This is a genomic window from Flavobacterium procerum, from assembly GCF_042431625.1.
In the GTDB taxonomy this organism is placed as follows: Bacteria; Bacteroidota; Bacteroidia; order Flavobacteriales; family Flavobacteriaceae; genus Flavobacterium; species Flavobacterium procerum.
The window spans coordinates 68,456-93,528 of sequence record NZ_JBHLYW010000022.1; the positions used below are offsets into that span (position 1 = coordinate 68,456).

The 25,073-nt window shown below is 33.3% G+C and carries 26 protein-coding genes; 14 read left to right on the top strand and 12 right to left on the bottom strand.

The annotated features are described in order from the left end of the window. Positions 1-95: 95 nt before the first annotated feature. Complete coding sequence (locus ACFFLS_RS19795; RefSeq protein ID WP_379689610.1) at positions 96-593, bottom strand: GNAT family N-acetyltransferase; 498 nt, start codon at positions 591-593, stop codon at positions 96-98. Between the two features lie 9 nt (positions 594-602). Next, positions 603-1,778, bottom strand: coding sequence for a thioredoxin family protein (locus ACFFLS_RS19800; RefSeq protein WP_379689612.1), 1,176 nt, complete (start codon positions 1,776-1,778; stop codon positions 603-605). A 168-nt stretch (positions 1,779-1,946) separates the two neighbouring features. Here ACFFLS_RS19800 and menD point away from each other — a divergent pair, with 168 nt between their 5' ends. Both menD and ACFFLS_RS19810 read left to right on the top strand, forming a co-directional pair. Beyond that, complete coding sequence (gene menD / locus ACFFLS_RS19805) at positions 1,947-3,608, top strand: 2-succinyl-5-enolpyruvyl-6-hydroxy-3-cyclohexene-1-carboxylic-acid synthase (RefSeq protein WP_379689613.1); 1,662 nt, start codon at positions 1,947-1,949, stop codon at positions 3,606-3,608. Positions 3,609-3,703: 95 nt separating this feature from the next. Further along, positions 3,704-4,045 carry a DUF2853 family protein gene (locus ACFFLS_RS19810; protein WP_379686867.1) on the top strand — a complete coding sequence of 114 codons (342 nt, stop codon included), beginning with the start codon at positions 3,704-3,706 and terminating at the stop codon, positions 4,043-4,045. A 51-nt stretch (positions 4,046-4,096) separates the two neighbouring features. Here ACFFLS_RS19810 and ACFFLS_RS19815 read toward each other — a convergent pair whose 3' ends face one another. Beyond that, positions 4,097-5,446, bottom strand: coding sequence for a M20/M25/M40 family metallo-hydrolase (locus ACFFLS_RS19815; RefSeq protein ID WP_379686869.1), 1,350 nt, complete (start codon positions 5,444-5,446; stop codon positions 4,097-4,099). Positions 5,447-5,600: 154 nt separating this feature from the next. Between ACFFLS_RS19815 and ACFFLS_RS19820 the strand changes: the two genes are divergently transcribed. The 6 genes from ACFFLS_RS19820 (at position 5,601) to ACFFLS_RS19845 (ending at position 12,537) form a co-directional block, all read left to right on the top strand. Then, positions 5,601-6,452: a CvfB family protein gene (locus ACFFLS_RS19820; RefSeq protein WP_379686871.1), complete on the top strand. Its 852-nt coding sequence runs from the start codon at positions 5,601-5,603 to the stop codon at positions 6,450-6,452. Between the two features lie 890 nt (positions 6,453-7,342). Further along, a complete protein-coding gene (locus tag ACFFLS_RS19825) occupies positions 7,343-8,176 on the top strand; it encodes a 1,4-dihydroxy-2-naphthoyl-CoA synthase (RefSeq protein ID WP_379686872.1) in 834 nt (277 codons plus the stop codon). Between the two features lie 109 nt (positions 8,177-8,285). After that, a complete protein-coding gene (gene menA / locus ACFFLS_RS19830; protein WP_379686873.1) occupies positions 8,286-9,248 on the top strand; it encodes a 1,4-dihydroxy-2-naphthoate octaprenyltransferase in 963 nt (320 codons plus the stop codon). Positions 9,249-9,277: 29 nt separating this feature from the next. After that, positions 9,278-9,955 carry a metal-dependent hydrolase gene (locus tag ACFFLS_RS19835; protein WP_379686875.1) on the top strand — a complete coding sequence of 226 codons (678 nt, stop codon included), beginning with the start codon at positions 9,278-9,280 and terminating at the stop codon, positions 9,953-9,955. Between the two features lie 215 nt (positions 9,956-10,170). Beyond that, positions 10,171-11,400 (top strand): tetratricopeptide repeat protein, encoded by a 1,230-nt coding sequence (locus tag ACFFLS_RS19840; RefSeq protein ID WP_379686877.1) that lies wholly within the window; start codon positions 10,171-10,173, stop codon positions 11,398-11,400. A 90-nt stretch (positions 11,401-11,490) separates the two neighbouring features. Further along, entirely contained in the window at positions 11,491-12,537 is a 1,047-nt protein-coding gene (locus ACFFLS_RS19845; RefSeq protein WP_379686879.1) for an o-succinylbenzoate synthase, read from the top strand. 17 nt (positions 12,538-12,554) lie between these two features. Here the strand turns inward: ACFFLS_RS19845 and ACFFLS_RS19850 are convergent, their stop codons facing one another. Further along, the gene (locus ACFFLS_RS19850) at positions 12,555-13,088 is read right to left on the bottom strand and encodes a hypothetical protein (protein WP_379686880.1); all 534 of its coding nucleotides are present in this window, start codon (positions 13,086-13,088) and stop codon (positions 12,555-12,557) included. A 239-nt stretch (positions 13,089-13,327) separates the two neighbouring features. Here ACFFLS_RS19850 and ACFFLS_RS19855 point away from each other — a divergent pair, with 239 nt between their 5' ends. Both ACFFLS_RS19855 and ACFFLS_RS19860 read left to right on the top strand, forming a co-directional pair. Beyond that, entirely contained in the window at positions 13,328-13,804 is a 477-nt protein-coding gene (locus ACFFLS_RS19855) for a CYTH domain-containing protein (protein WP_379686882.1), read from the top strand. Between the two features lies 1 nt (position 13,805). Next, complete coding sequence (locus ACFFLS_RS19860) at positions 13,806-14,777, top strand: YpdA family putative bacillithiol disulfide reductase (RefSeq protein ID WP_379686883.1); 972 nt, start codon at positions 13,806-13,808, stop codon at positions 14,775-14,777. Between the two features lie 214 nt (positions 14,778-14,991). On the opposite strand, the gene ACFFLS_RS19865 is transcribed toward ACFFLS_RS19860, so the two are convergent. Further along, the gene (locus ACFFLS_RS19865) at positions 14,992-16,563 is read right to left on the bottom strand and encodes a protein adenylyltransferase SelO (protein WP_379686885.1); all 1,572 of its coding nucleotides are present in this window, start codon (positions 16,561-16,563) and stop codon (positions 14,992-14,994) included. Between the two features lie 21 nt (positions 16,564-16,584). Next, positions 16,585-17,118 (bottom strand): peptide-methionine (S)-S-oxide reductase MsrA, encoded by a 534-nt coding sequence (gene msrA / locus ACFFLS_RS19870; RefSeq protein WP_379689616.1) that lies wholly within the window; start codon positions 17,116-17,118, stop codon positions 16,585-16,587. A gap of 173 nt (positions 17,119-17,291) precedes the next feature. On the opposite strand from msrA, the gene ACFFLS_RS19875 reads away from it, so the two are divergent. Further along, positions 17,292-18,779 (top strand): aminotransferase class V-fold PLP-dependent enzyme, encoded by a 1,488-nt coding sequence (locus tag ACFFLS_RS19875; protein WP_379686886.1) that lies wholly within the window; start codon positions 17,292-17,294, stop codon positions 18,777-18,779. Positions 18,780-18,994: 215 nt separating this feature from the next. Here ACFFLS_RS19875 and ACFFLS_RS19880 read toward each other — a convergent pair whose 3' ends face one another. From ACFFLS_RS19880 to ACFFLS_RS19900, 5 genes are read right to left on the bottom strand one after another with little or no spacing between them, the layout of a single operon-like run. Continuing rightward, positions 18,995-19,465, bottom strand: a complete 471-nt coding sequence (locus ACFFLS_RS19880; RefSeq protein WP_379686887.1) for a nuclear transport factor 2 family protein — start codon at positions 19,463-19,465, stop codon at positions 18,995-18,997. Positions 19,466-19,508: 43 nt separating this feature from the next. Further along, positions 19,509-20,033 (bottom strand): hypothetical protein, encoded by a 525-nt coding sequence (locus ACFFLS_RS19885; RefSeq protein ID WP_379686889.1) that lies wholly within the window; start codon positions 20,031-20,033, stop codon positions 19,509-19,511. 9 nt (positions 20,034-20,042) lie between these two features. After that, positions 20,043-20,519, bottom strand: coding sequence for a hypothetical protein (locus tag ACFFLS_RS19890; RefSeq protein WP_379686890.1), 477 nt, complete (start codon positions 20,517-20,519; stop codon positions 20,043-20,045). A gap of 6 nt (positions 20,520-20,525) precedes the next feature. Further along, a complete protein-coding gene (locus ACFFLS_RS19895) occupies positions 20,526-21,203 on the bottom strand; it encodes a peptidoglycan DD-metalloendopeptidase family protein (protein WP_379686891.1) in 678 nt (225 codons plus the stop codon). A gap of 10 nt (positions 21,204-21,213) precedes the next feature. Next, on the bottom strand, positions 21,214-21,879 hold the full coding sequence (locus ACFFLS_RS19900; protein WP_379686893.1) for a spermidine synthase: 666 nt from the start codon (positions 21,877-21,879) through the stop codon (positions 21,214-21,216). A 63-nt stretch (positions 21,880-21,942) separates the two neighbouring features. Here ACFFLS_RS19900 and ACFFLS_RS19905 point away from each other — a divergent pair, with 63 nt between their 5' ends. Then, complete coding sequence (locus ACFFLS_RS19905; protein ID WP_379686894.1) at positions 21,943-22,494, top strand: 1-acyl-sn-glycerol-3-phosphate acyltransferase; 552 nt, start codon at positions 21,943-21,945, stop codon at positions 22,492-22,494. An 84-nt stretch (positions 22,495-22,578) separates the two neighbouring features. Here ACFFLS_RS19905 and ACFFLS_RS19910 read toward each other — a convergent pair whose 3' ends face one another. Further along, complete coding sequence (locus tag ACFFLS_RS19910) at positions 22,579-23,031, bottom strand: helix-turn-helix domain-containing protein (protein ID WP_379686895.1); 453 nt, start codon at positions 23,029-23,031, stop codon at positions 22,579-22,581. Between the two features lie 301 nt (positions 23,032-23,332). On the opposite strand from ACFFLS_RS19910, the gene ACFFLS_RS19915 reads away from it, so the two are divergent. After that, a complete protein-coding gene (locus ACFFLS_RS19915; RefSeq protein WP_379686896.1) occupies positions 23,333-24,487 on the top strand; it encodes a M14 family metallopeptidase in 1,155 nt (384 codons plus the stop codon). Positions 24,488-24,564: 77 nt separating this feature from the next. Then, positions 24,565-25,044, top strand: a complete 480-nt coding sequence (locus tag ACFFLS_RS19920) for an Lrp/AsnC family transcriptional regulator (RefSeq protein ID WP_007805990.1) — start codon at positions 24,565-24,567, stop codon at positions 25,042-25,044. Positions 25,045-25,073 lie beyond the last annotated feature (29 nt).

Here is a 25,073-nt window from a genome sequence, read left to right on the forward strand (position 1 = left end):
AGTTTTTTTTTCAAGTTGCAAGGGTACAAAGTAACAAAGAGACAGAGTTTTAAAATACTTTGCGAACTTTGCTAAGCTCCTTGCGTACTTAGCGGTTAAGCCAAAATCAGCTGCATGAATACCAAATCTAGCCAATGGTCAAATTTGTATCCAACTTCACGAATTGTTCCTGTAGCTACGAAACCAAATCTTTCATGAAAGGCAATACTTCCTGCATTATCAGCATCAATTGCTCCAATCATGACATGATATCCTTGTTCCTTTGCTAGACGAATTAATTCTATTAATAGTTTAGACCCAATTCCTTTTCCAATAATATTATCAACTACGTAAACAGAATGTTCAACAGTGTATTGGTATCCAATTTTTTCCCGAAACTGACCATAACTTCCAAATCCGACCACTTCGCCGTTCATATCAGCGACTATCACGGGAAGATTTTTGGTTTGTTTGTCTTCAAACCATTTTTTCTGAACTTCAATTGTCTGAATTTCGTAACTGTAATTAGCTGTCGTATGCAGAATAGAATGATTTACAATTTCGAGTATTTTCTGTAAATCGTTTTCGGTTGCTGGTCGTAAAATGATGCTCATTAAATTTTATTATTTTCTATTTAGTTCTGCTAATAAAGTATCAGCTTCTTTAGAATTCCAGCCCATTTCGTTTGCAATGGCCTTGGCATTTTTGGCATATTCTAAAGCTTTCTTTTTATCTTTTATTTTGTTGTAAAGTTTTGCTTGAAGCAGATTTCCATCATACGAATCATTTAATTCCAAAGAATGGTTTACCCAAAAAATCGCCTTTTTTAGACTTTCGGTATCTTTAATATGCTTAAAATAGGTCTGCCCAATGTCTTTTAGAGAACTAGGATCATTCCAGACTAGTTTTTCAGTGTTTTCAAGAGTCGTTTTTTTGTAAAAATCCCACTTTTCGGTTCTTTCGGCCAAAGTTAAGTCGTATTTAAAAACTAGGGAATCTGTTTTTTGCAATCGAATTGATTTGGCAATTTCTCTTTGTTTGTAATAGTTTAGTGTATCCAAATTATCAACCAATGGACGAAGAAGTTCGTTTACGATACTTTCAATTTTCCTATCTACTCTGCTTTGAGAAGCCACGGCCGCAAATTCTTTCTGATGATTTAAAACAAACTGAAATTCCTTCGATTTAATATCAGTAACTCCATTTGCAATTACACGCCAATTGGTTTCGCTGATTAATTGTGAATCAGATTGAGTAGCGAGATAAATATGTGTCGGAACAGATAATTCCGTTCTGTCTTTTCCTTTTTTTAATGCGTTCAGATAAGTAAAGTATTTATCAGAATTAGATGGATCAGCAAGAAAATCTTTTTCTAAAACTGGAAGTTGCAATTTTGGGTTTAAGGCATATTTTATTTCGTTCAGAAACTCCGCTTTTTTAAATTCTCCTTTTAAAATGTACAATAACGTTTCCTTATCATCAAGAATTAAAAAAGTGGGCAACGACTTGGTATTGAATTTATTCTTTAATGAAATCCCTTCTTCTTTTTCTATATTTTTAAAAGTACAAATGTAATTCTTAAAAAGAAAATCAATTACTGCCGGATCGCTTAAAACCTCGCTTTTCATCATATTGCAATGCGGACACCAATCGGCATAAAGCATTACAAAAACCGGTTTCCCCTGAGTTTTTGAATTGTCTAAAGCAGTTTTGTACGGAATATCATTTGACAAAAGCTGATTTTGAGAATAAACTGTGTGAAGTGAAATAAAAAGGAAAAGCAGAGAAAAAAAACGCATAAAAAATGTTGAATAGATTCGATTTTACAAATATATTCCCTTTTTCGATAAAGACCTCCAATAAAATCCTATTTATAAGTTAAATCAACTGCGAAGTTTGTAACTTTGTAAGAAGAAAAAAGAGGTATTTCTTTGCAGAATATCTTTTAAAAATAATACTTGATTAGAATGATTTACCCCAAAATACCGCTTGCACAAAGCATTATTGAAATTTTATCAGCCAAAGGCATTTCTAATATTATCATTTCTCCAGGATCAAGAAATGCACCCTTAACGATTGGTTTTGCGCAAAATCCGAATTTTAAATGTTACAGCATTGCCGACGAAAGATGTGCTGCTTTTTTTGCTTTGGGTATCGCACAACAGACCAAAGAACCGACAGCCATTATTTGCACTTCGGGTTCTGCACTTCTTAATTATTATCCCGCTCTTGCGGAAGCTTTTTACAGCCAGATTCCGTTAATTGTTATTTCTGCAGACAGACCTCAGAACAAGATTGATATTGGCGACGGACAGACGATTCGCCAACAGAATGTTTTTTTGAATCATTCAGTTTTTAATGCTAATTTAACCGAAGAGTCTTCAGAAGAAAATGATTTGAAAATAAATAAAGCAATCGAAGAAGCCATTAAGCTAAAAGGACCTGTACATATTAATGCACCTTTTGAAGAGCCATTGTACGAAACTGTTTCTGGGCTTTCGGTTTCTCCTGTAATTACTAAACCTGAACAGGAAGTTTTTGCTAAAACTATTGAAAACATTGAAGAGTTTGTTTCGGTTTGGAACACTGCAAAAAGAAAATTAGTTTTAGTCGGTGTGAATGAATATGGCATTTTAGATCAAAACATAATTGATAATTTAGCTCAAGATCCGTCTGTTGTTGTATTGACAGAAACGACTTCAAACCTTCACGATCCAAGTTTTATCAATAGTATCGATACTTTAATTACACCATTTGATGATGCTGATTTTAAAGATTTTAATCCCGAAGTTTTAATCACTTTTGGTGGTATGGTAGTATCAAAAAGAATTAAAGGTTTTCTTCGAAAATACAAACCAAGCCATCATTGGCATATTGACACGCTTCGTGCCTACGATACTTTTGGCGCCTTGACCAAACATGTGATCATGCAGCCAAATGACTTTTTTTCTGATTTGTTTTCAAAAACAATCAAAACAGAAAGTAATTACTTTAAAAGTATTGATGACGTTTACAGCGATCGAAAAATTAAAAAACAAAATTATCTTAGCAAGATTGAATTTTCAGATTTTAAAGTTTTTGAAAAAGTCATAGCATCACTTCCTAAAAACTGCCAGTTGCAAATCAGCAACAGCTCAGCTATTCGTTATGCACAATTAATTGAAATTGACGAATCGATAGAAGTTTTCTGCAATAGAGGCACAAGTGGTATTGATGGAAGTACGTCTACAGCGATTGGTGCCGCAGTTGGAAATAAGAAACAAACTATTTTTATAACTGGTGATATAAGCTTTTTATATGATAGCAATGCTTTGTGGAATTCTTATATCCCGAAAAATTTCAAAATTATTTTGATTAATAATGGAGGAGGAGGAATTTTCAGGATACTTCCTGGGCATGAAGAAAAACCTGTTTTTAATACTTATTTTGAAACTTCGCATCAATTAACAGCCGAACATTTGGCAAAGATGTATCATTTTAATTATTATAAAGCTTTTGATGAAAAAGCATTAGATGAAAATCTAAAAGAGATGTACAGCCAGAACGAGTTTCCTTCTATTCTAGAAGTTTTTACGCCAACTGCGGAAAATGACAAAGTTTTAAAACAGTATTTCAAAGAATTAATTTAATTTTAAGTAGGTTAATATTTGTTAATTATTTTGTTTAATTGTAAGCTTAATTTTACTTTTGATAGGATATAATTTAACCAATTAAAATATAATTTATGAGCACAAGAGAAGAATTAATTAAAAAGTATGAAAACGATTTAAAAGAAAAATGTAATATAACCGCAGATATTGATCTGTTGACAAAAATTACAATTGCCTGCGGACCGTCAATTTATAATGCTGACGCTTCTATAGTTGCATCTTCGCAAAAGTCGGAGCTGGATACTGTGAAAAACAGTTTTTTAATCAAAAAATTAGGTTTAAAAGATGGTCCAGAGCTAGACAGCGCAATCGACGAGGTAGTAGAGAAATATGGTAAATCAAATAGAAATAAATACAGAGCCGTATTTTATTATCTTTTGACATTACACTTCAAAAAAGAAAGCATTTTTGACTAGATCCAAAAAATTAAGCGCCGTAATTACTTACGGCGCTTTTTTTATCTGGTTTTAACGAATTGGAATCGGAAAAACAGGAATACTTGAATGGCCCAAAGCGTCTACAGCTTGTATTGCAAAGAAATAATTGTCTTTTGAATATGGGATTTCAATTTGGGTTTCTTTAGTAAATAATGTTTTTTCCCAATGAGAAGAAGCTGTTTCTCTGATTAATATCTGATACCCATATTGCGCTTTTCCTTCAGGAGCTGACCAAATCAGCGTAGAAGAGTTTGAAAGTTTTTTCACCTCAATTCCCACATTTACAGGGGCTTTTGGAGACCAAGCTAAATTGGCTAAAACCGCTAAATTGGCGCAGGCATTTTTTCTAAGATATTCAAAATCCATAAATTCAGGAAGATCACCATATTTAATGTTATTCTCAGTTCGCAAATCCTGATGCTGATGATCAAAATTCTCGTTCATTTCACACAAACGCACTGCCGTAAAGCCATTTTGACAAAAAGGCGTGTGGTCGCCACCACGAAGATAACGATCATTTCTATAAACTAATTTTACACTAAGCTGATCAACGTATTGTTCTGTAACTGTTTTAATATATCTTGCCAATAATCTAGAAGGACTATCATTTTCACGGCTGGTTGCTTTTCGCATTTTTGCTTCATCCTCAGTCTCTAAAAACGGAATCGTTTCGCTAAAAACACGCACTTGGGTGTTGTCTCTCAAATTAGTTCCGCTTGATAAACTATTGCCAATCATATCATTATTAAGCATTCCGATAATATTCCAATTGGCAGCCTTTGCAGTTTCTGCTAGATGACGAGCTCCATACAAACCTTGTTCTTCACCAGTTACAGCTACAAAGATGATGGTAGCAGGAAAAGATCTTTTACTCATGACTTTTGCGAGTTCAATCACAGCAGCGACACCAGATCCATCATCATTTGCTCCCGGAGCATTGGATTTCACATTCATAACATCAGAAACTCTAGAGTCAAGATGCCCGCTGATGATAAGAACGCGATTGTCTGTCGGATCAGTTCCCTTAAGTGTCGCCATTACATTTCCGAGTTGGCTGTCTACGGGAATTCTTTTTCCGTCTGCCTTCACAGTAAAATAATCAATTGAAGCGGTGAGTCTTCCATTAGATTCTAAAGCAAATTTTTCAAATTCAGATTTAACCCATTGTTGTACTGCGCCGATTCCTTTGGTTTTGCTTTTGGTATCGCTCAACGTATGGCGCGTTCCAAAAGAAACTAATTTATGTATGGTTGCTTCGAGGTTTTCAGTTTTAATTTCGCTGATCATTTTTCTGATTTCCTGATCTTCAGAAACCTGAGAAACGCAGATTTGTCCAAAAAACAAAAATGCAAAGACAGAATACAGGATAATTTTTTTCATGAATTTGTAATTAATTAGAGATTCTCAAATTTAAATAAAAAATGCAAAACTTATAAAGTGTTTTATATGCAAAACATTTTTCGATTACCATTTTCAAACTTCGTACCTTTGCAATTGAAAAATACAGTCGTTTAAGACTTAGAAACTCAATAAAATGCTTGAAATAGGAAAATACAATACACTTATCATATTACGTGACACTAAAGTGGGCTTATTTTTGGGAGATCCTGAAAATGACCCTGAAGGAAAACACGATGTTCTTTTGCCAAATAAATATGTTCCGAACGAATTTGAAATTGGTGAAGAATTAATCGTTTTTGTTTATCTTGATCATGAACAGCGTCCTGTCGCGACTACATTAGAGCCCTATATTTTCTTGAATGAATTTGCTCTTTTACGTGTAAACTATATCAATAACGTCGGCGCTTTTATGGATTGGGGAATGGAAAAGGATATTTTGGTTCCTTTTAAAGAACAGGCTCGCCCAATGGAAAAAGGCAAACGCTATCTGGTTTATCTTTATATGGATGAGAAAACCAATCGTCTCGTGGCTTCAAGCAAAACCAATCAGTTTTTGAGTAATGAAAAATTGACGGTAGAAAAAGGAGAAGAAGTAGACCTAATTGTTTCCCATATCACCGAAATGGGAATCAATGTAATTATCAACGAAAAACATAAAGGTCTTTTGTATAAAGATGAAGTTTATGACGATTCGATAAGAACAGGTGACAGAATGAACGGTTTTATCAAGAATATCCGTCCTGACAATAAGATTGATGTGGCTTTACAGGTGCAAGGATTTCAAAGTATAGAACCAAATGCAGAAAAAATTTTAGATGAGCTTAGAGCTAGTCGTGGTTTTTTACGTTTAAATGATGATTCTCATCCAGAAGACATTAAGACTGTCTTAAAAATGAGTAAAAAATCCTTTAAAAAAGCAATCGGAAATTTATACAAAGAAAAACTGATTGAGATTAAAGAAGACGGGATTTATCTTATAAATTAAATTCCAATATTCAAATTCCAAATTCCAAACTTTAAGAATGAAGTCGTAAATTGGGATTTGGAATTTTAATTTTCAGATTTATCATCTGGGTTAAAATTCCAATATTTTTAATTCCAAATTATAAACTTTAAAAGTAAAGTTATACATTGGGATTTGGAATTTTAATTTTGAGATTTATTTTGCGCTAGCAAAATTTTTATAACACGAAAGGCTGCTCATTACAAGCAGCCTTTCGCTTTTTATTCTAGTTTTAAAAAAAATTGTAATTAAAAAAAAACAGAAATAAAATAAATTCGAATGCATCGCAGATCAACAGCTTTACGAATTTTTGAAGTCATTCTGACGATAGTATGTCTTTTAAACAATTGATGCGTTTATCTCAAAAGCAGAAAAACAATTTCACGGCTGCTCCATTGGTTGATAAAATAACTTTTAGAAAGTGTGAATTAGTATTTTCCTTTTCGCATTCAATTTTATACTAATTATTGATACTATTCTAACATTTAACCTTAGGTGTTACTATTTCTTTCTTGAAGTTTTGACAAATACATAAATCATTTGCCCATCAATTTGTTGTTTTGGTATAAAAACAGAAAAAATATGAGCGACAATTTTTTTAAATTTTCTCAAAAAAATCATTTTTTAGGTTAATAAATCAGTGAAAGAAAATCAATCTAAAACTCAAGAAATAAAATGTATCTCATTGATTTCTAGGATGTAAAATTACTCATTATTTTTCTAATCAAATGTTAAAAAGTGTTATTTTTTGTAAGTAAATACCAATTGTTAACATTTGAAGTAAATTTAGCAGTCGCTAAAACGAATTTGAGTAGGTAAAAAAATAAAAATGATTTATTTTTACCTAATAATTATTTACAAAATAAAAAAAAATGGATTGGATTACAGCCAGAGAATTTGAAGATATAACCTATAAAAAATGTAATGGAGTTGCTAGGATTGCTTTTAACCGCCCAAATGTTAGAAATGCATTCCGTCCAAAAACAACTTCAGAATTATATCAAGCCTTTTACGACGCTCAGGAAGATACTTCGATAGGAGTGGTGTTGCTTTCTGCTGAAGGTCCATCAACTAAAGACGGAGTTTACTCTTTTTGCAGTGGTGGAGATCAGAATGCACGAGGGCATCAAGGATATGTTGGAGACGATGGCCAGCATCGTTTAAATATTCTCGAGGTACAACGTTTGATTCGTTTTATGCCGAAAGTAGTCATTGCTGTTGTACCAGGTTGGGCCGTTGGAGGCGGGCATAGTTTGCACGTGGTTTGCGATATGACTCTTGCAAGTAAAGAACACGCTATTTTTAAACAGACAGATGCCGATGTAACTAGTTTTGACGGTGGTTATGGCTCTGCTTATCTTGCGAAAATGGTAGGACAGAAAAAAGCGCGTGAGATTTTCTTTTTAGGTAGAAATTATTCAGCACAGGAAGCTTTTGAAATGGGAATGGTAAATGCTGTTATTCCTCATGAGGAATTAGAAGCGACAGCTTACGAATGGGCTCAAGAAATTCTTCAAAAATCGCCAACCTCTATCAAAATGCTGAAATTTGCAATGAATCTTACTGATGACGGAATGGTTGGACAGCAGGTTTTTGCAGGTGAAGCAACACGTTTGGCCTACATGACCGAAGAAGCAAAAGAAGGAAGAAATGCTTTCTTAGAAAAAAGAAAACCAAACTTTGGAGAAAATAAGTGGATACCTTAAATTTATAAAATTGTTTTAGGTTTCAAGTTTCATGTTATTACGTTAACAGACAACTTGAAACCTAAAACTTGAAACCTAAAACTTGAAACTAAATAAACTAAAAAACAGAATGAAACACTGGATTGAAGCAGCTAGACTGCGTACATTACCATTATCAGTTTCCGGAATAATCGTCGGTAGTATTTACGCATTGATACATCCCACAGAAACTATTGCTACGCCAAGTGAGGTTTTTAGTTGGAAAATTTTCGGCTTTGCACTTTTAACCACTTTAGGCTTGCAGATTTTATCCAATTTTGCAAATGATTACGGCGATGGCGTAAAAGGAACCGATAACGCTGATCGTGTAGGACCACAGCGTGCTATTCAGAGTGGTGTGATTACACCTCAGGCTATGAAAAAAGCTATAATCATTACGTCGCTTTTAACTTTATTGTCTGCTGTAACATTGATTTATTTTGCTTTTGGCCGCGATAATTTCGGATACTCTTTATTTTTCCTTGCATTAGGAATTGCGGCAATCATTTCTGCAATTCGCTATACAGTAGGTAATTCCGCTTACGGATACAGAGGATTTGGAGATGTTTTTGTTTTTGTTTTCTTCGGACTTGTAAGTACATTAGGAGTTAACTTTTTGTATTCTAAAGAAGTTGATCCGCTTTTAATATTTCCTGCTGTTTCAGTTGGTTTGCTTAGCGTTGGAGTTTTAAACCTTAACAATATGCGCGATGAGGAATCTGATAAAAAATCGGGAAAAAATACCATAGTGGTGCAAATTGGAGCAGCAAAAGCAAAGATTTATCATTATACTTTAATCATCGGTGCAATGCTTGGAGTAATAGTTTTTGCAGTTTTGAGCGATTATAATTTTGATCAATATTTGTTTTTATTGGCATATATTCCATTAACCAAACATTTAATTACGGTTTATAAAAATCAAGATCCAAAACTTTTAGATCCAGAATTAAAAAAACTAGCATTAAGCACATTCCTGTTGTCTATTTTACTGACAATTTGTATGACATCTTTGATTTCAGACATCATTGTAAACCTCTTTTTGGGAGGAAGATAATTAAAGTTGAACTTTAAAAATTTATAAAAATGAAAATTACATACTACGGACACGCCTCTTTGGGTATTGAAGTTGGAGGAAAACATATTCTTGTAGACCCTTTTATTACAGAAAACCCAAAAGCTTCTTCAATTGATATCAATACGCTTAAAGCCGATTATATTTTATTGACGCACGCGCACACTGATCACGTTTTAGACGTAGAGGCTATAGCTAAACGTACCAATGCAACTATTGTGTCAAATGTTGAAATTGCAGACCATTATGCTGCATTAGGATTTCAGTCGCACCCTATGAATCATGGAGGAAACTGGAAATTTGATTTCGGAAAAGTAAAATATGTAACAGCGATTCATTCAAGCAGTTTTCCTGACGGGAAGTACGGAGGAAATCCAGGAGGTTTTGTTATCGAGGGCGAACATAAAAACATTTATATAGCAGGCGATACAGCATTGACTTACGATATGAAATTGATTCCGCTTCGAACTAAACTGGATTTGGTTATTCTTCCAATTGGTGACAATTTTACAATGGATGTTGAAGATGCAATTATAGCTTCTGATTTTGTTGAATGCGATAAAATTCTAGGATATCACTTTGATACTTTCGGATATATCGAAATCAATCACGAAGAATCAATTCGCAAGTTTTTTGATAAAGGAAAAGATTTGATGCTTCTAGAAATAGGAGAATCTATTGAATTATAAGAAACTAATTCCGTTTTTGGCTATCTTTTTAAGGCATTTTTTTTCTTAAAAGGATAGTCACAAAAGGAGTTTGATAAATTCTATTTAAAATAAAAAAAATCGGGATTCGAGGTAGTATATTTAGTAAGAAAATTATTTGGCATAATCTATGTTGCAGAACAATCTAAGGCATGTAACATTCATAAAATAATCATTCATTTTAATCTGTTCAATCTGTGGCTAGAAAAACACTAAACGGCATCAGCATTTTTAAACATTACACCTTATTTTTTCTCCTTACGATTTCTTATAACTCTTTTGCTCAAAAAGATGGTTATTGGGACAAAGAAAGAGCTACTACTAAAGAAATAGTTGTTTCTGCACGAGACAGGATTACTGTCGCTACAGAAGATCTTCCGGTTGGAACAACCGAAATTGTTTACCGAATTACCCTTTTAGACAAAAATCAGGAAATGACCAACAGTCTTGTTTCGGTTCTAAAATCTATTCCGGATCCTTATGGGATAGGTCAGGGCTCGGCTGGTGCGGTATTTCTCATGTCCAAAATTTCAGGCGATGATGAATGTACGTATTCTATTTTTACTTCTAATGAAAATGCCAAAAAATACGTTTCGGACGGAAAAATCGACAAAGCGTGTTATTCTCAGGGAGAACCAGTAAGTAAAGATGCAAAGCGATTATCGCTCGATAAATCGTCTTGCTTAAAACAAAATACTACAACCATCTGGTTTGGTTTTGAAAGCAAAAATTGGCTTTTAAGTCAAAAAATAGTATTAGAAGTAGTGCCTTGGGTAGATACAAAACTTAACCGAGGGTGGAATCAAGATAACAAAAACGAGATAATCGGTTTGTGCAAAACATCGACAATGGCTCAAAAAATGGCTGATTCTGACGATTTCTGTGTTTGCATTCTGAATAAAATCATGGATCAATATCGTTATGATGAATATCAGAAACTATTGGCGGTTGAGAAAACTAAAGTCTATAAAGATTTTGGAAATGCATGTTATAAAGATGCAGACATTTCCAAAAAGATTTTTAATGATCTTAGAGTTCAGTCAGCATCTTTGATTAAAAGCCAAAAATACAACGATGCGATTCAAAAATTAAATACCATTATAAACGAAGGAAAAGCAACAGCCCTTGATTATAGCGCTATTGGATATTGCTATATTTTGACCAAACAATATGCAAAAGCATTAAAATCATTAGAAGAAGGCGAAAAACTGGACGATACCGAACTGTCAATAAAACTAAATCTCGCACATACTTATTTGGTAAGCGACAAATACAGCGAAGCAAAAGCGATTTATAAAAAATACCAAACCCAAAATGTGACCGACAGTCTGAGTTGGACCGAAAAAACAAAAGCAGATTTTGAAGTATTCAAGAAAGCAGGTCTTCCGTCACAAGATTTTGAGAGAGTTTTAAAGCTTTTCAATTAAATTATAAAAAACACTATTAGAATCTAATCATGAATTTTGTTTTAGGCAAAATAAAATTTCAGGTTTTCTGTATCTTAAAACAAAAATATTTTGAAAGCATCCTACCATAAATATCTTTTAAATTTTAAACGACCTTCAGGAACTTCAAGAGGAGTAATGACGGAGAAAGAAACCTGGTTTTTAATTTTGGAAGAAAATGGAAAAAAAGGGATTGGTGAATGCGGAATTTTAAGAGGCTTAAGCGCCGACGACCGTGAGGATTACGAAGATAAACTCAAGTGGGTATGTAGTAATATTCATTTAGGGGAAAAGGTTCTTTGGGAATCACTGTTAGAATTTCCTTCTATACAATTTGGAATCGAAATGGCATTTTTGTCTTTAAAAAGTCAGAATCCGTTTATTTTATTTCCTTCGGATTTTACCAATAATTTCGAATCTATTGCTATAAATGGTTTGGTCTGGATGGGAAAAGCTTCTTTTATGAAAGAGCAAATAGAGGAGAAGCTGGCTTCGGGATTCAATTGCATAAAACTGAAAATAGGCGCTATAGATTTTCAGAAAGAATTAGAATTATTGTCTTTTATACGCAGTCATTTTTCGGCAGAGCAAATCGAAATCAGGGTAGATGCAAATGGTGCTTTTAAAAAAACTGAAGCTTTAGATAAACTGAATAAACTTAATCAATTTCAGCTACATAGCATAGAACAGCCAATTAAAAAAGGCAATAGTAACCAAATGGCATCACTATGCAAGCAGACTCCATTTCCAATTGCGCTTGATGAAGAGTTGATCGGAATTTTTTCATTCGAAGAAAAAGAAAAATTACTGCAAGAAATCAAACCACAATATATTATTCTTAAGCCAAGTTTTATTGGAGGATTTCGCGGTACACAAGAGTGGATTGACCTTGCAGAAAAATACCATATCGGTTGGTGGATTACTTCTGCGCTAGAAAGCAATATTGGACTCAATGCAATTGCTCAATGGACATTTCTAAAAGAATCACTTATGCCACAGGGTTTAGGCACAGGCGCACTTTATACCAATAACATCAATTGTCCGCTGGAAGTAAAAAATGGACAGCTTTGGTATGACACTTCAAAAGATTGGGATTTTGGTTTTTTAAATTTATTATAGAATAGATTTAGTTTAAGCTATTCTTTGCCGCTCAGCATATTTTCTTGAAGATCTTTCAGTTCTTTCCATTTACCCTGATAAGCAAGAAAAGCCTGTTTAGGCCAAGTGATTGGATTATGAATAGCATAATTTTCACCTCCAGCATCTAATACCGATTGTATTTTTTCTGAAGAAGCTTCAGAAAGTTCGTGCCATGTTGTAATTCCAGAATGGCGAAAAAGCGATTCGATTTTTATTCCGATTCCTTCAATAATCTTCATATCATTTTCTTTTATTTTTCGTCCCATAACGGTTGTGGCAGTTTCGCTGTCAAACAAAACAAAATGTTTATGACTAAGATAATGTGTTTTTGTTTTAAAAGCCAGGTCGGTTTCGAGAGCTTTGATACGATTATGAAGGTTTTTAGTATTCGCATAACAAACATCCAAATCAGATTGAAGAGAGGCGCTTAGAGAATCGTCTTTCTTAGAATTCATTTTTCCTATATAGTAACCCGCAATACCACAGATTAATCCAATCAGCACTGGTATTAATAAATAAGTTATATTCATGATGAATTAATTTTAATTAATAATAAGTTTGTCAGACGGCTGGTAATCTGTTTAAGAAGTAGTATTTCGTCGTTTACTCAAATTTAATCAATAAAAAACACATAATCAGTTAACAATCAGTTATATTAATTTTCAATATTATTTAAAACTGTGAACAGATAGAAATTGATGGTTCTGGCAGTAGTATCATAAAATGGATTAAATTGAGTAACTTGCATAAAAATTAATTACATAATAAAATGGTCGAAATAGAAAGAAAGTTTCTTGTAAAATCTGACGACTTTAAAAATCAGGCTTTTGTCCAAAATAAAATTGCACAAGGATATTTAAGTTCAGTTCCTGAACGAACAGTTAGGGTCAGAATTAAAGGAAATAAAGGTTTTATTACTATCAAAGGTATCAGTCAGCAAAGCGGTATGTCGCGTTTTGAATGGGAAAATGAGATTCCGCTTGAAGAAGCTTTAGAGTTATTAAAACTCTGTGAAAAAGGTAAAATCGAAAAAACTAGATATGAAATCAAATCGGGTTCTCATATTTATGAAGTAGATGAATTTTATGGCGAAAACCAAGGTTTGGTAATGGCTGAAATAGAACTGAAATCTGAAACCGATACTTTTGAAAAACCTGATTGGCTAGGAGAAGAAGTGACAAATGATGAACGTTATTATAATGCTTACCTAAGCAAAAATCCTTTTAAAGACTGGCAAAAATCATAAAATGACAGCACCACTATACGACCTTATTATTGTAGGCGGAGGCCCAATTGGACTAGCTTGCGCCATTGAAGCACAAAAGAAAAACCTCAATTATTTAATTATCGAAAAAGGCGCTATTGTAAACAGTATTTTTAATTATCCACTGTATATGACCTTTTTCTCAACAGCAGAACGTTTAGAAATCGGCGATATACCGTTTAACTGTTTAGCTCCGAAACCTGGAAGGCAAGAAGCTTTGGAATATTACAGAAATATTCACCGCTACTTTAAATTCAATATTAATCTTTTTGAAAAAGTGACAGCTGTACAAAAAAAGCAAAATGAAATTTTTGAAATAGCTACAGACAAGAAAGTTTATAAAGCTAAAAATGTCGTAATTGCAACAGGATTCTATGATATACCAATAGACATGAATGTTTATGGAGAAAATCTACCTAAAGTTCGACATTATTATAAAGAAGCTCATGAATTTGCTTTCAGAAAAATTATAGTGGTTGGAGCAAACAATTCGTCTGTTGATGCCGCTTTGGAGTGTTGGAGAAAAGGAGCCGAAGTAACTATGGTAATTCGTAAAAACGAAATCAATAGTCGCGTAAAATATTGGGTGAAACCTGATATTGAAAATAGAATTGCTGAAGGAAGCATTAAAGTTTACTTTGAATCGAATATTACTAAAATAGACGAAAATCAGGTTGAAGTCGATACTCCAAATGGAAAAATAACAATAGAAAATGATTTTGTACTTGCCTTAACTGGCTACAAACCTGATTTGGATTTTCTGGAAAAAATTGGAATCAAGCTTTCTGATGACGAACTAAAAATCCCTGTGTACAATTCAGAAACAATGGAAACAAATGTAAAAGGATTGTTTTTGGCAGGTGTTGTTTGTGGCGGTATGCAGACACATAAATGGTTTATAGAAAATTCAAGAATTCATGCCAATTTGATTATTGATTACATTAGTGCAAACTAAACCACTCTGCACTTTCAGTGCAGAGGTTTGTTTGACGAGAGACTGAAAGTCTCTCAATTTTGAAAACTTTTTATCAAAACTAAAAAAGTCAAAAGATTATATTTTTTCGCATTACTAAAGTACTGCAATAAATTGCAGGGTTTTAAACCCGAATCTGAGACCAATAAAAAATTAAAGCCTCGAATTTAATTGATAAAATTCGAGGCTTTAAAAATTAAGAACTGCAAGACAGCATAGAACATCCGACTTTTGTTCTTGCCCAATCCGGACGTTTTGCAAACCATTTTTCAGATTCGGGCTGTTCATCATATGGCTTTTTCAAAAGCTGAAATAACTCATCCACTACCGAATAATCTTTTAGGTCTGCCGCATCGATAGCTAATTGTGACATGTAATTTCGTAGCACATATTTCGGGTTGACGGCATTCATTTTTAGAGCTCTTTCTTCATCAGAAAGTGTTTCAGAATTCAGTCTTTTTAAATAGACTGAAAACCATTTTTGCCATGCATCTAACGTTTGATCTTTTATTTGTTCGGGCAGATAAAAAGCATATTCAATCTTTTTTATAGCCGAATCTACCGTGTCCGTTTTTTTTATTTTACTTAGATTTCTAAAAAAGATAGTCATATCAGTTTCTGATAACTGTAAAATCTCTTCTAATCCTTTAATTATTTTATCATCAGCTTCACTTGAAGTGAATATACCTAATTTACTTAAAAACATTGCTTTGTAATCTTCTTCAAAATCAATCATAAAAGATTCTAAGATGTTTTCTAAAGGAGCGGCTTCATTGATTAAAGGATAAATCGCATTGGCTAATTGAAACAAATTCCACTGCGCCACCTGAGGCTGGTTTCCGTAACGATATCTTCTGTTTTGAGAGTCTGTCGTGTTAGGAGTCCAATCAGGATCATAATTTTCAAGCCAGCCGTACGGACCGTAATCTATTGTAATTCCGTGAATAGACATATTATCCGTATTCATTACACCATGCACAAAACCCACGCGTTGCCAATGCAGAATCATGTCACGGGTTCTGTCTGTTACGGTTTTAAAAAACTGCAAATACTGTTCTTTTGGTTCTCCTTTAATTTCAGGAAAATAATGTTTAATTGTAAATTCTACGAAGTTTTTTAAGTTTTTAAGTTCGTTTCGGGCAGTTAGCATTTCAAAACTTCCGAAACGAATAAATGATGGAGCCACACGGCAAACGATTGCACCTTTTTCGTAAGCTGGATTTCCATTATACAAAATATCGCGCAAAACTTGATCGCCCGATAAAATCAAGGAAAGCGATCGTGTAGTGGGAACTCCCAAATAGTGCATAGCTTCGGCACAAAGATATTCACGAATCGAGGATCTTAAAACCGCAAGACCGTCTGCTGTTCTAGAATAAGGCGTTTTTCCAGCACCTTTTAGTTGTAGCATAAAAAACTCGTTGTTTTTGTTTTCGACCTCAGTCAAATTAATGGCTCGGCCGTCTCCCAATTGTCCAGCCCAATTGCCAAACTGATGTCCGGCATAACACATCGCAAAAGGGCGTGTATTAGCTAGAATTTCATTTCCAGAAAAAACATCAAGGAATTCTTTTGTATGAATTTCATCTTTCGTTATTCCAACCATTTCTGCCGTTTCTTCAGAAGCATGAATAAGTTCTGGAATAGAAGGTTTCGTCGGATTTACATACGAAAACAATGTGTCTTTTACCTGACGTATTTCGTTTGTCAAATCTGGATCTGCGGGTAGCTCAGAAATAAAACGATTATTTATTTTTAGATTTTTCATTTTATAAATTTATTCAGAAGATCAATCTATTAATCGATCAGCATAGAGTTTTTTTAGCTTTTGTATTTTCGGATCAATCACGACCTGACAATAACCAGCTTCCTGATTTTCATTATAATAATTCTGGTGATAATCTTCCGCTTCATAAAAAACTTCAAAAGGTTTTAATTGCGTCACGATAGGATCAGCATATACAGGCTGTACTTCACTAAAAACTTGTTCTGCAATTTCTTTCTGCGTATCATCGTGATACAAAATTATTGAGCGGTATTGTGTGCCACTGTCGCCTCCTTGACGATTTAATGTTGTTGGGTCATGACTTGTCATGAAAATGAAAATTAAGTCATGATATGAAATTATGTCAGGGTCGAATGTTACCTGGATAACCTCTGCATGTCCGGTTCTTCCGGTACAAACTTCACGGTATGCCGGATTCTTAATAAACCCGTCTGAGTAACCAGATTTTATAGATTCAACACCTCTTAAACGCTGAATTACAGCTTCTATACACCAAAAACAGCCTCCGCCAAAAGTGGCAGTTGATAAATTTCCCATAAATAAAACTTTTAAGAATTTTAATTGCCTATTAATCCGATAGAATATTGTGATAAATTATTAAAAAAAGATTGTTTTAGTTAGATATACTAAAGGTTAATCTAATTAGTATTGATAAATTCGCAATTTTATAAAAAAACAATATATTTGCAGTCAAACATATAGGCACACTAATGGATAACAAAAATAGTACCATCACACTAGAAACATATTTTCAGCAGTTTAGAAAAAATATTGTTGGCATAAACCAGTTGTTTACTTCTGCTTTTGGGCAGAAAGAAATAGTTTATACAGACTGGACTGCCAGCGGGCGCTTGTATCGTCCGATTGAGGAAAAGCTGTTGAACCAATTTGGCCCATTTGTGGCTAATACACATACAGAAACAACCGTGTCAGGTACTGCCATGACAAAAGCGTATCATCATGCCAGACATATCATCAAGCGACACACTAATGCCGATCATGATGATGTTTTGATTACTGATGGAACAGGAATGACAGGTGTAATAAACAAATTTCAGCGTATTTTAGGTTTAAAAGTTCCTGAAAATTTAAAGAGTTTTACTACTATTCCAGCAGAAAAAAAGCCGATTGTCTTTATTTCTCATATGGAACATCATTCTAATCAGACTTCTTGGCTCGAAACTATTGCCGATGTTGAGATTATTCCTTCTTGCGAAAAAGGACTTTTCAGCTTAGAAAGTTTGGAGGTTCTCTTGCAGAAATACAATGACAGAACAATTAAAATTGCATCTATAACAGCCTGTTCTAATGTTACAGGCCTAAAAACGCCTTTTCATGAAGCAGCAAAATTAATGCACCAATACAATGGTGTTTGTTTTGTCGATTTTGCTTGTTCTGGTCCGTATGTTGAAATTAATATGCATCCTGAAGATCAAGAAGCCTATTTGGACGCCGTGTTTTTTTCGCCACATAAATTTTTAGGAGGCCCTGGAACTTCTGGAGTTTTGATTTTTAATAAAAAATTATATAACAACATGATTCCGGATTGTCCTGGAGGAGGAACCGTAAGCTGGACAAATCCATGGGGCGAACATAAATATATTGATAATATTGAAGATCGTGAAGACGGCGGTACACCGGGATTTTTACAAGTCATCAAGACAGCTCTGGCAATTGAACTAAAAGAAGAAATGGGAATTGAGAACATTTTGGAGCGCGAGCATGAAATTGTAGATTTTGTGTTTTCTGAATTGGAACCTGTTTCGAATATTAAAATACTGGCAGGACAACATAAAGAACGTCTTGGTGTTATTTCTTTTTTTATTGAAAACCTTCATTTTAATTTAGGAGTTAAAATTCTAAATGATCGATTTGGAATACAAACCAGAGGAGGATGCAGTTGTGCTGGAACTTATGGCCATTATTTGTTGCATGTTGATCAGGAAACTTCTAATAAATTGGTAAACGAAATCACAATCGGCGATTTGATCAAAAAACCAGGATGGATCAGAATGTCTATACATCCAACAACGACAGATGCCGAAATTGCTTATGTCTGCAAAAGCATTAAAGAATTAGCGGCCAATCATGAGGACTGGGCTCTGGATTATTCTTATAATAAAAATACAAACGAATTTATTCATAAAAACGCCACTTCATTTGAAGACGAGCTGGTAGAAAGCTGGTTTAAATCGTAAGTTAAGTAAGATTACTCAAACTTTGAATAGGCAAATAAAAACAAACCCCGAAAGTCTTAAGATTTTCGGGGTTTGTCTTTTTCTTATGATAATTATCGGTGATTTTTAGCCCCGATAATAGTGGAAATCCTTTTATGCTGGGGTTCAGCATAAAAGATTGGAACGGATAGCGGGACTTTACGCCTTTTAAAAAACGAAACGTACTGCTCTAAATATTATTTATTCTCCTGAAATTTTTTAAGCGATAACAAAGCCTGTTTCTGAACTTTCTTTTGAAAAAAACCAGTCCATCCAAGCAGGTACCCTGTTGTTCCAAAAGCTTGTTTTGACCATTTCCAGATATCGAAATAGTCAGTATGTTTTATGATTAGTCCATCTTTAAACACAAATTCGGCAACAATTTTATTGGTAACATTTCTGTTTGTTTTGCTGAAATTGTATTGGGCTGTCCAAGTGGCAGAACCAGTTTCACTATCTGCTTTTACATTCGAAAATTCAATCTTAATGTTTCCTTTGCTTTTTGAAAGAAGCATTTCCCACATTTTACAGACTTGATTTTCTTTTAATAATCCAAATGCAGGATCAATGAAATGAACTTTTGGATGATAACATTCGCACATTGTTTTGGCGTCGGAGTTGGCGAATGCGGTATAAAATTTATCAATTAGGGCCTCGTTTGTATTCATTTGATAAGTGGTATAGAGAAATTAGAGTTGCATTAAAAAATCATTATAAGGTACTAATTTCTTTTGCAGTATCAAAAGTTTTTTTCGATTTATCAAAAGCAGTCGAAAAATAATTCATTCGGTTATAGGCTGTGAAGTGTCCCGTTTGGCTTCCCAGATTATTTGGCCCTCCGGCAATAATAAAGCGCACGGCATAAATATCTGTTTTTCTCAGTTTTTGCCATTCTGCCGGAGTAAAATAATAGTAAGAAGTCGTGGTGCCGTCTGCTGATTCTTTTACATTTTTATCAGTGCAGGCAATTACGTCTCCATTGGTAAGGTCAACATAAACACCGCCAGCTATTTTAGCTTGGTTGTTTGCTGTAGTAATCGTAAGTTTCAAAATTCCGCCTTTGTCTGTTTTTGCAATCTGAACATCTATTTCGCCCGTATAAGCATATTTTTCGCAAATAAAAGTATATGTTTTAGTAGCTGGAAAAGGCGCTGAACCTTTTACGCTGATGCTTTCTTGAGCATTTGTGAAATTTATAAATAATAGTGCAAATAAAAAAGACAGTTTTAATTTCATATATATACTTTATTGTTCGTTTAGTTTGGCATCAAATTTTTCATCCCAGTCCATGGACTTAATAGCAGAGACTAAATTTTCGTCGTTTACAAAAACACGCAGTTCTTTGTTGGCAACTTTTTTAGTGTACAAAGCGCGGTAACGATAAATCACTTCGTTTTTGGTTTTGTAAACACCGTCTAATTTCAAATCAATAAAACTTCCGTAATATTGTCTAAATCTAGTACAGGTTTTAGTCAAACGTTCTTCTGTTGTATTTTCTCTTACAGACTGTGTAACCTCGGTTTCATTAAAAGGTTTGAACTTTGACGTGTTACAGGTTTCTAGAACCCTTTTTCCCAGTTCGTACGCTTTCTGTTGTTGATTTGAATTTATTTCTGTACCTGAGATTTTTTTTATTTTTAAATCCTCAGTGTTTCTGCTAATGTTTTTAGACTTACATCCAATTAATAATAACAAACATATAATCAATCCTGCTTTCTTCATAACTATTTAAGTAATTTTTAATAATAAGTTAGGGTCGGGACAGTTTTCTATGTAAAAATTCAGATCGCTGGTGCTGCAGACGCCGGGATAATCTCCCCAATAATCTTCGATATTTTTTATGATTTGAAAATGGACATGCGGTGCATAATCCCCATTTACTGAAGCATTTCCAAGAGATCCAATTTTTTCTCCTTTTTTAAAACTGCCGCCAACGGTTAAGTTTTCTATACTTTCTAACGACAAATGTCCGTATAAAGTATAAAATTTTTCATTTTCTACCTCGTGCTCCAAAATTATGGTCGGGCCGTAATCTCCCAAACCTATATTGTTTTTAAAGCTATGCACTTTTCCGTCTATCGCGGCCAAAACCGAAGTGCCGGCTTCTGTCCATAAATCTACACCAATATGAATATTGCGTTCTGGAATGGAATCATTATTAAAAATAGAACTTCTTTTATACAAGGAACGTCCTTCTATATAACCGCCAAATGCAACTTTGGCATTGGTTTCTGCAAGATAGTTTGAAATGAAATTTTCAAAATCTTGCGCGGTTTTTGGTTTTTGTTTTACTAATTCCACATTGGTAACCGATAAGTCTAAAGCCTTATATTGCGAAAAATCAATAGACGAATCAATTATTTTGGCAGGAGGAAGGTTATTTAAAATAGAAGTTAAAGGTTTCATATACTATAGTTTAGGCAACTTTTTCAATTATAATTAATTCATTATGATCTTCGATGCGAGGCAGTGTTTTCGATTTAAACAATTTTGAATTGATTTCAGAAATGTACTTTCGATTTCTAACGTTATGTGCTTCATCCAAAATCATGGTATTGAACAAAATAAAGCCTTCATCTTTTAGGAGATAGCAAACTCTTTCGCTGAAAAATTTCTCAAACAAAAAATTCGGCATATGTGTATCTTCAAAAATGTCGATAATAATAAGGTCGTACTTTTCTTTTGTTTTCAAAGTAAACTCAAAAGCATCGTCTATAATGATATCAAGCTTTTTGATTTCATTTAAGCTGAAATATTTATTGGCAACTTCAATCATTTCAGGATCTATCTCAATTCCGGTTATCTTCCCCTTGTATTCAATTTCATTTACCAATGTTTTAACTACGCTTCCGCCGGCGACTCCAAGAAGCAGAATATGTTCCATTTCAAGAATCTTTTTGTAACCAATATTTCGAAGCCCATATCGTAAAATACGCTGCAGACTGCCGTATGAATAATTTGTATTTTCAGAATCTAAAACCAGTTCTCCATTTGCCCATGTTACTTCAATTACTTTACTTCTGGATGATTTCTTTTTGAATATTTTTATAGGAATGAAATAACTGAATAATTTTTGAATCATTTTGAATGCTTTTTCTCAAATTTAGCATTAAATCTTTTATTTTGCATCAAAAAAATATCATAAATGAAAAAAACACTCTATAAGTTTATATTTTTTAAGCTAATGGGCTGGAAAATAGAAGGAATGGAAAATGTAGAAATCAAGAAATGCATTCTTATGGTTATGCCTCATACAAGTAATCACGATTTTTACATAGGATTGCTGACACGTGGTGTTTCTGGACTTCAGATGAACTGGGTTGGAAAGAAAGAACTTTTCAGATTTCCTTTTGGATATTATTTTAGAAACGTAGGAGGTGAGCCGCTAGATCGTTCAGGTGGACTGAATAAGGTTGATTCGATTGCAGCCATTTTTGACAGAAAAGAAGTTTTCCGTCTGGCAGTTGCTCCCGAAGGAACTCGAAAAGCGGTCAAAGAAATTAGGACTGGTTTTTATTATATTGCGCTTAAAGCGAATGTACCGATTGTGCCCGTTGCCTTTGATTGGGGGAAAAAGACGGTAGGTCTTGGAAAGCCATTTTGGCCTACTGGAAATTTTGAATCTGATTTTGAGATTATACAAAAACATTATAAAGATGTTTTAGGAAAAATTCCTGAAAATGGGTTTCAGTTCTGATTTTTAATGAAAATTCCTAACGCGTGAGAATCGCGTATTTGAAAATTTTCTAAACCAATCTCCGAATATGCGCTAATTTTTGAACTAAGGGTTGTACACTTTAAAAGTGCCATTTTTATAAAAAAAGACAATTTTTTCAATTTGTTGATTTTCGTCGGAACTGAAATTCGAGTTTTTGCTAGAAATTGTGCTTGCAGAAGATTTTTCTTCTTTTTCAAATACAGCAGATGAAAATAAATCTTGCGGAACTGAAATCTCGGATTCAATAGGAGTAGAGATTTTAAGAATTTCAGTTGCACTATCATCAAGTGATTTTGGGAAATTTCCGGTTCCATTTAAAATCCAGTATAAATCTACATCTGGAAAAACTTCAATAATTTTCATTATAAAATCCAAGCTTGGTTTGTTTCTTCCAGAAAGAAGATGCGACATGCTTGATCGTTGTACACCAATTTTATCTGCAAAAGCAGATGCATTTAAGCCATAATAATCGAGTATTATCTCTAGCCTTTTTACGAAATCATCTATGTTTACCATTGTAAATTATCATTTAAAAACACATTGTTTACAAATGTAATTAAAAAGAAAATTAAAACCAATTTTCATGTGCAATCTTATGAAAGAATGATATTTTATGTTAAATTAAAACTTTAAATTAAGTATTTAATTAATTGATATAAAATAAATTAATGTAAATTTTATTTACTAATCACATTTGTTAACCTATTAATTAAACTCAACCTCAAATACCTGTTTACAAATCTAAATTTTGTGCAATTTTACTAATTTACAATTGTAAAAATAAAGATGTTTACTTTTGTAAACTAATCGAAACACAATGAATTTAGAAGAACTTTTTATTGAAAATAAAGAAAAGTCAATTTCGGGAAGATACTTGACTTTAGATCATATCACACCTTTGCTAAACAAACTGAATACTGACAATCAGGTTCAGGTTATTGGAAAATCAGTTTTAGGCGAACCTATATATAGTTATCAAATAGGAACCGGAAAAACCCGTATTTATTTATGGTCGCAAATGCACGGTAACGAAAGCACGACTACTAAAGCTTTATTCGATTTTATAAATGTTTTAAATAGTGGTTCTGAATATGCCGTTAAGATGCTGGAAAACTTTACTTTTTACGCGATTCCAATGTTAAATCCGGATGGCGCTAGACTTTATACTCGTGTCAATGCAAACGAAGTAGATTTAAACCGTGATTCACAAGCTTTGACTCAGCCTGAAAGTAAGATTTTAAGAGAGGTTTTTGAAAGCTTTAAACCTCATTTCTGTTTTAATCTGCATGATCAGCGTACTATTTTTGGGGCAGGAAATTCTGGGAAGCCAACGACAGTTTCTTTTTTGGCTCCATCGTTTAACGAAGCCCGCGATATGAATGAAACCAGACTTACGGCCGTAAATCTAATAGCAGGATTGAATGATATGCTTCAAAAGTATATTCCAGGACAAGTAGGAATATTTGATGACTCCTTCAATATTAATTGTATAGGAGACACTTTTCAATTTTTAGGCGTACCAACGATACTTTTTGAAGCAGGGCACTTTCCAGACGACTACAACAGAGAAGTGACGCGAAAATTCATATTTTTCTCACTAATTTCAAGCTTTCAGCTCATTTCCGAAAACGTTTTAGTAGACAATAGAATTAATGATTATTTGAATATTTCACAAAATAAAGTGGTTTTTTATGATTTTATGTATAAAAATGTCAAAATAAATTATGATGGTATCGAAATTATTACGAATTTTGTCGCACAATACAAAGAAGAATTAATCGAAAATAAGATTCAATTTAACGCTTATATAGTTGAAACTGGTGAATTAGAAAATTATTTTGGTCATTTCGAATACGATGCACAAGGGGCATTATATTCAGATGATTCTGATAATATTCCGAAATCGAATCAAAAAGCAAATTTTTATTTAAATAAAAATGTTAAATTTGTTAACGGATCAATAAAAAGTTAATTTTTATGTGAATTTGTTGTTTTTTATATATAATTTTATACTTTGTAATAGCAATTAGTAATATTAATTAAAGAATTATGAGTAAATTTCGTTTAGATGAAGTAGATCACCAGATTTTAGATATGTTAATAGACAATACGAGAGTTCCGTTTACTGACATTGCAAAAAAATTATTGATATCTGCTGGAACAGTACATGTTAGAGTAAAAAAGATGGAAGACGCAGGTATTATAATGGGATCTTCATTAGCCTTAGATTATGATAAACTAGGGTACTCGTTTATTGCTTATGTAGGTGTATTTCTGAATAATACGTCTCAAACAAAATTTGTATTAGAGCGAATTAATCAAATTCCATTCGTTACAGTGGCTTCTGTAACTACAGGAAAATTCAATATCTTTTGTAAAATAAGAGCAAAAGACACTAAACACGCTAAAGAAGTAATCTTTATGATTGACGACATTGAAGGTGTTTACAGAACTGAAACGATGATCTCATTAGAAGAAAGTATAAACGATAAGAAGCGTTTGATGCATACTATTTTCAAAAATATGTAATAACTCTTCTTGAATGCTATATTAAAATA

Excerpts from the sequence above, each read along its gene's own strand:
- ACFFLS_RS19795 (WP_379689610.1), bottom strand. The coding sequence starts at position 593 with ATGAGCATCATTTTACGACCAGCAACCGAAAACGATTTACAGAAAATA.
- ACFFLS_RS19800 (WP_379689612.1), bottom strand. The coding sequence starts at position 1,778 with ATGCGTTTTTTTTCTCTGCTTTTCCTTTTTATTTCACTTCACACAGTT.
- menD (WP_379689613.1), top strand. The coding sequence starts at position 1,947 with ATGATTTACCCCAAAATACCGCTTGCACAAAGCATTATTGAAATTTTA.
- ACFFLS_RS19810 (WP_379686867.1), top strand. The coding sequence starts at position 3,704 with ATGAGCACAAGAGAAGAATTAATTAAAAAGTATGAAAACGATTTAAAA.
- ACFFLS_RS19815 (WP_379686869.1), bottom strand. The coding sequence starts at position 5,446 with ATGAAAAAAATTATCCTGTATTCTGTCTTTGCATTTTTGTTTTTTGGA.
- ACFFLS_RS19820 (WP_379686871.1), top strand. The coding sequence starts at position 5,601 with ATGCTTGAAATAGGAAAATACAATACACTTATCATATTACGTGACACT.
- ACFFLS_RS19825 (WP_379686872.1), top strand. The coding sequence starts at position 7,343 with ATGGATTGGATTACAGCCAGAGAATTTGAAGATATAACCTATAAAAAA.
- menA (WP_379686873.1), top strand. The coding sequence starts at position 8,286 with ATGAAACACTGGATTGAAGCAGCTAGACTGCGTACATTACCATTATCA.
- ACFFLS_RS19835 (WP_379686875.1), top strand. The coding sequence starts at position 9,278 with ATGAAAATTACATACTACGGACACGCCTCTTTGGGTATTGAAGTTGGA.
- ACFFLS_RS19850 (WP_379686880.1), bottom strand. The coding sequence starts at position 13,088 with ATGAATATAACTTATTTATTAATACCAGTGCTGATTGGATTAATCTGT.
- ACFFLS_RS19855 (WP_379686882.1), top strand. The coding sequence starts at position 13,328 with ATGGTCGAAATAGAAAGAAAGTTTCTTGTAAAATCTGACGACTTTAAA.
- ACFFLS_RS19860 (WP_379686883.1), top strand. The coding sequence starts at position 13,806 with ATGACAGCACCACTATACGACCTTATTATTGTAGGCGGAGGCCCAATT.
- ACFFLS_RS19865 (WP_379686885.1), bottom strand. The coding sequence starts at position 16,563 with ATGAAAAATCTAAAAATAAATAATCGTTTTATTTCTGAGCTACCCGCA.
- msrA (WP_379689616.1), bottom strand. The coding sequence starts at position 17,118 with ATGGGAAATTTATCAACTGCCACTTTTGGCGGAGGCTGTTTTTGGTGT.
- ACFFLS_RS19875 (WP_379686886.1), top strand. The coding sequence starts at position 17,292 with ATGGATAACAAAAATAGTACCATCACACTAGAAACATATTTTCAGCAG.
- ACFFLS_RS19880 (WP_379686887.1), bottom strand. The coding sequence starts at position 19,465 with ATGAATACAAACGAGGCCCTAATTGATAAATTTTATACCGCATTCGCC.
- ACFFLS_RS19885 (WP_379686889.1), bottom strand. The coding sequence starts at position 20,033 with ATGAAATTAAAACTGTCTTTTTTATTTGCACTATTATTTATAAATTTC.
- ACFFLS_RS19890 (WP_379686890.1), bottom strand. The coding sequence starts at position 20,519 with ATGAAGAAAGCAGGATTGATTATATGTTTGTTATTATTAATTGGATGT.
- ACFFLS_RS19895 (WP_379686891.1), bottom strand. The coding sequence starts at position 21,203 with ATGAAACCTTTAACTTCTATTTTAAATAACCTTCCTCCTGCCAAAATA.
- ACFFLS_RS19900 (WP_379686893.1), bottom strand. The coding sequence starts at position 21,879 with ATGATTCAAAAATTATTCAGTTATTTCATTCCTATAAAAATATTCAAA.
- ACFFLS_RS19905 (WP_379686894.1), top strand. The coding sequence starts at position 21,943 with ATGAAAAAAACACTCTATAAGTTTATATTTTTTAAGCTAATGGGCTGG.
- ACFFLS_RS19910 (WP_379686895.1), bottom strand. The coding sequence starts at position 23,031 with ATGGTAAACATAGATGATTTCGTAAAAAGGCTAGAGATAATACTCGAT.
- ACFFLS_RS19915 (WP_379686896.1), top strand. The coding sequence starts at position 23,333 with ATGAATTTAGAAGAACTTTTTATTGAAAATAAAGAAAAGTCAATTTCG.
- ACFFLS_RS19920 (WP_007805990.1), top strand. The coding sequence starts at position 24,565 with ATGAGTAAATTTCGTTTAGATGAAGTAGATCACCAGATTTTAGATATG.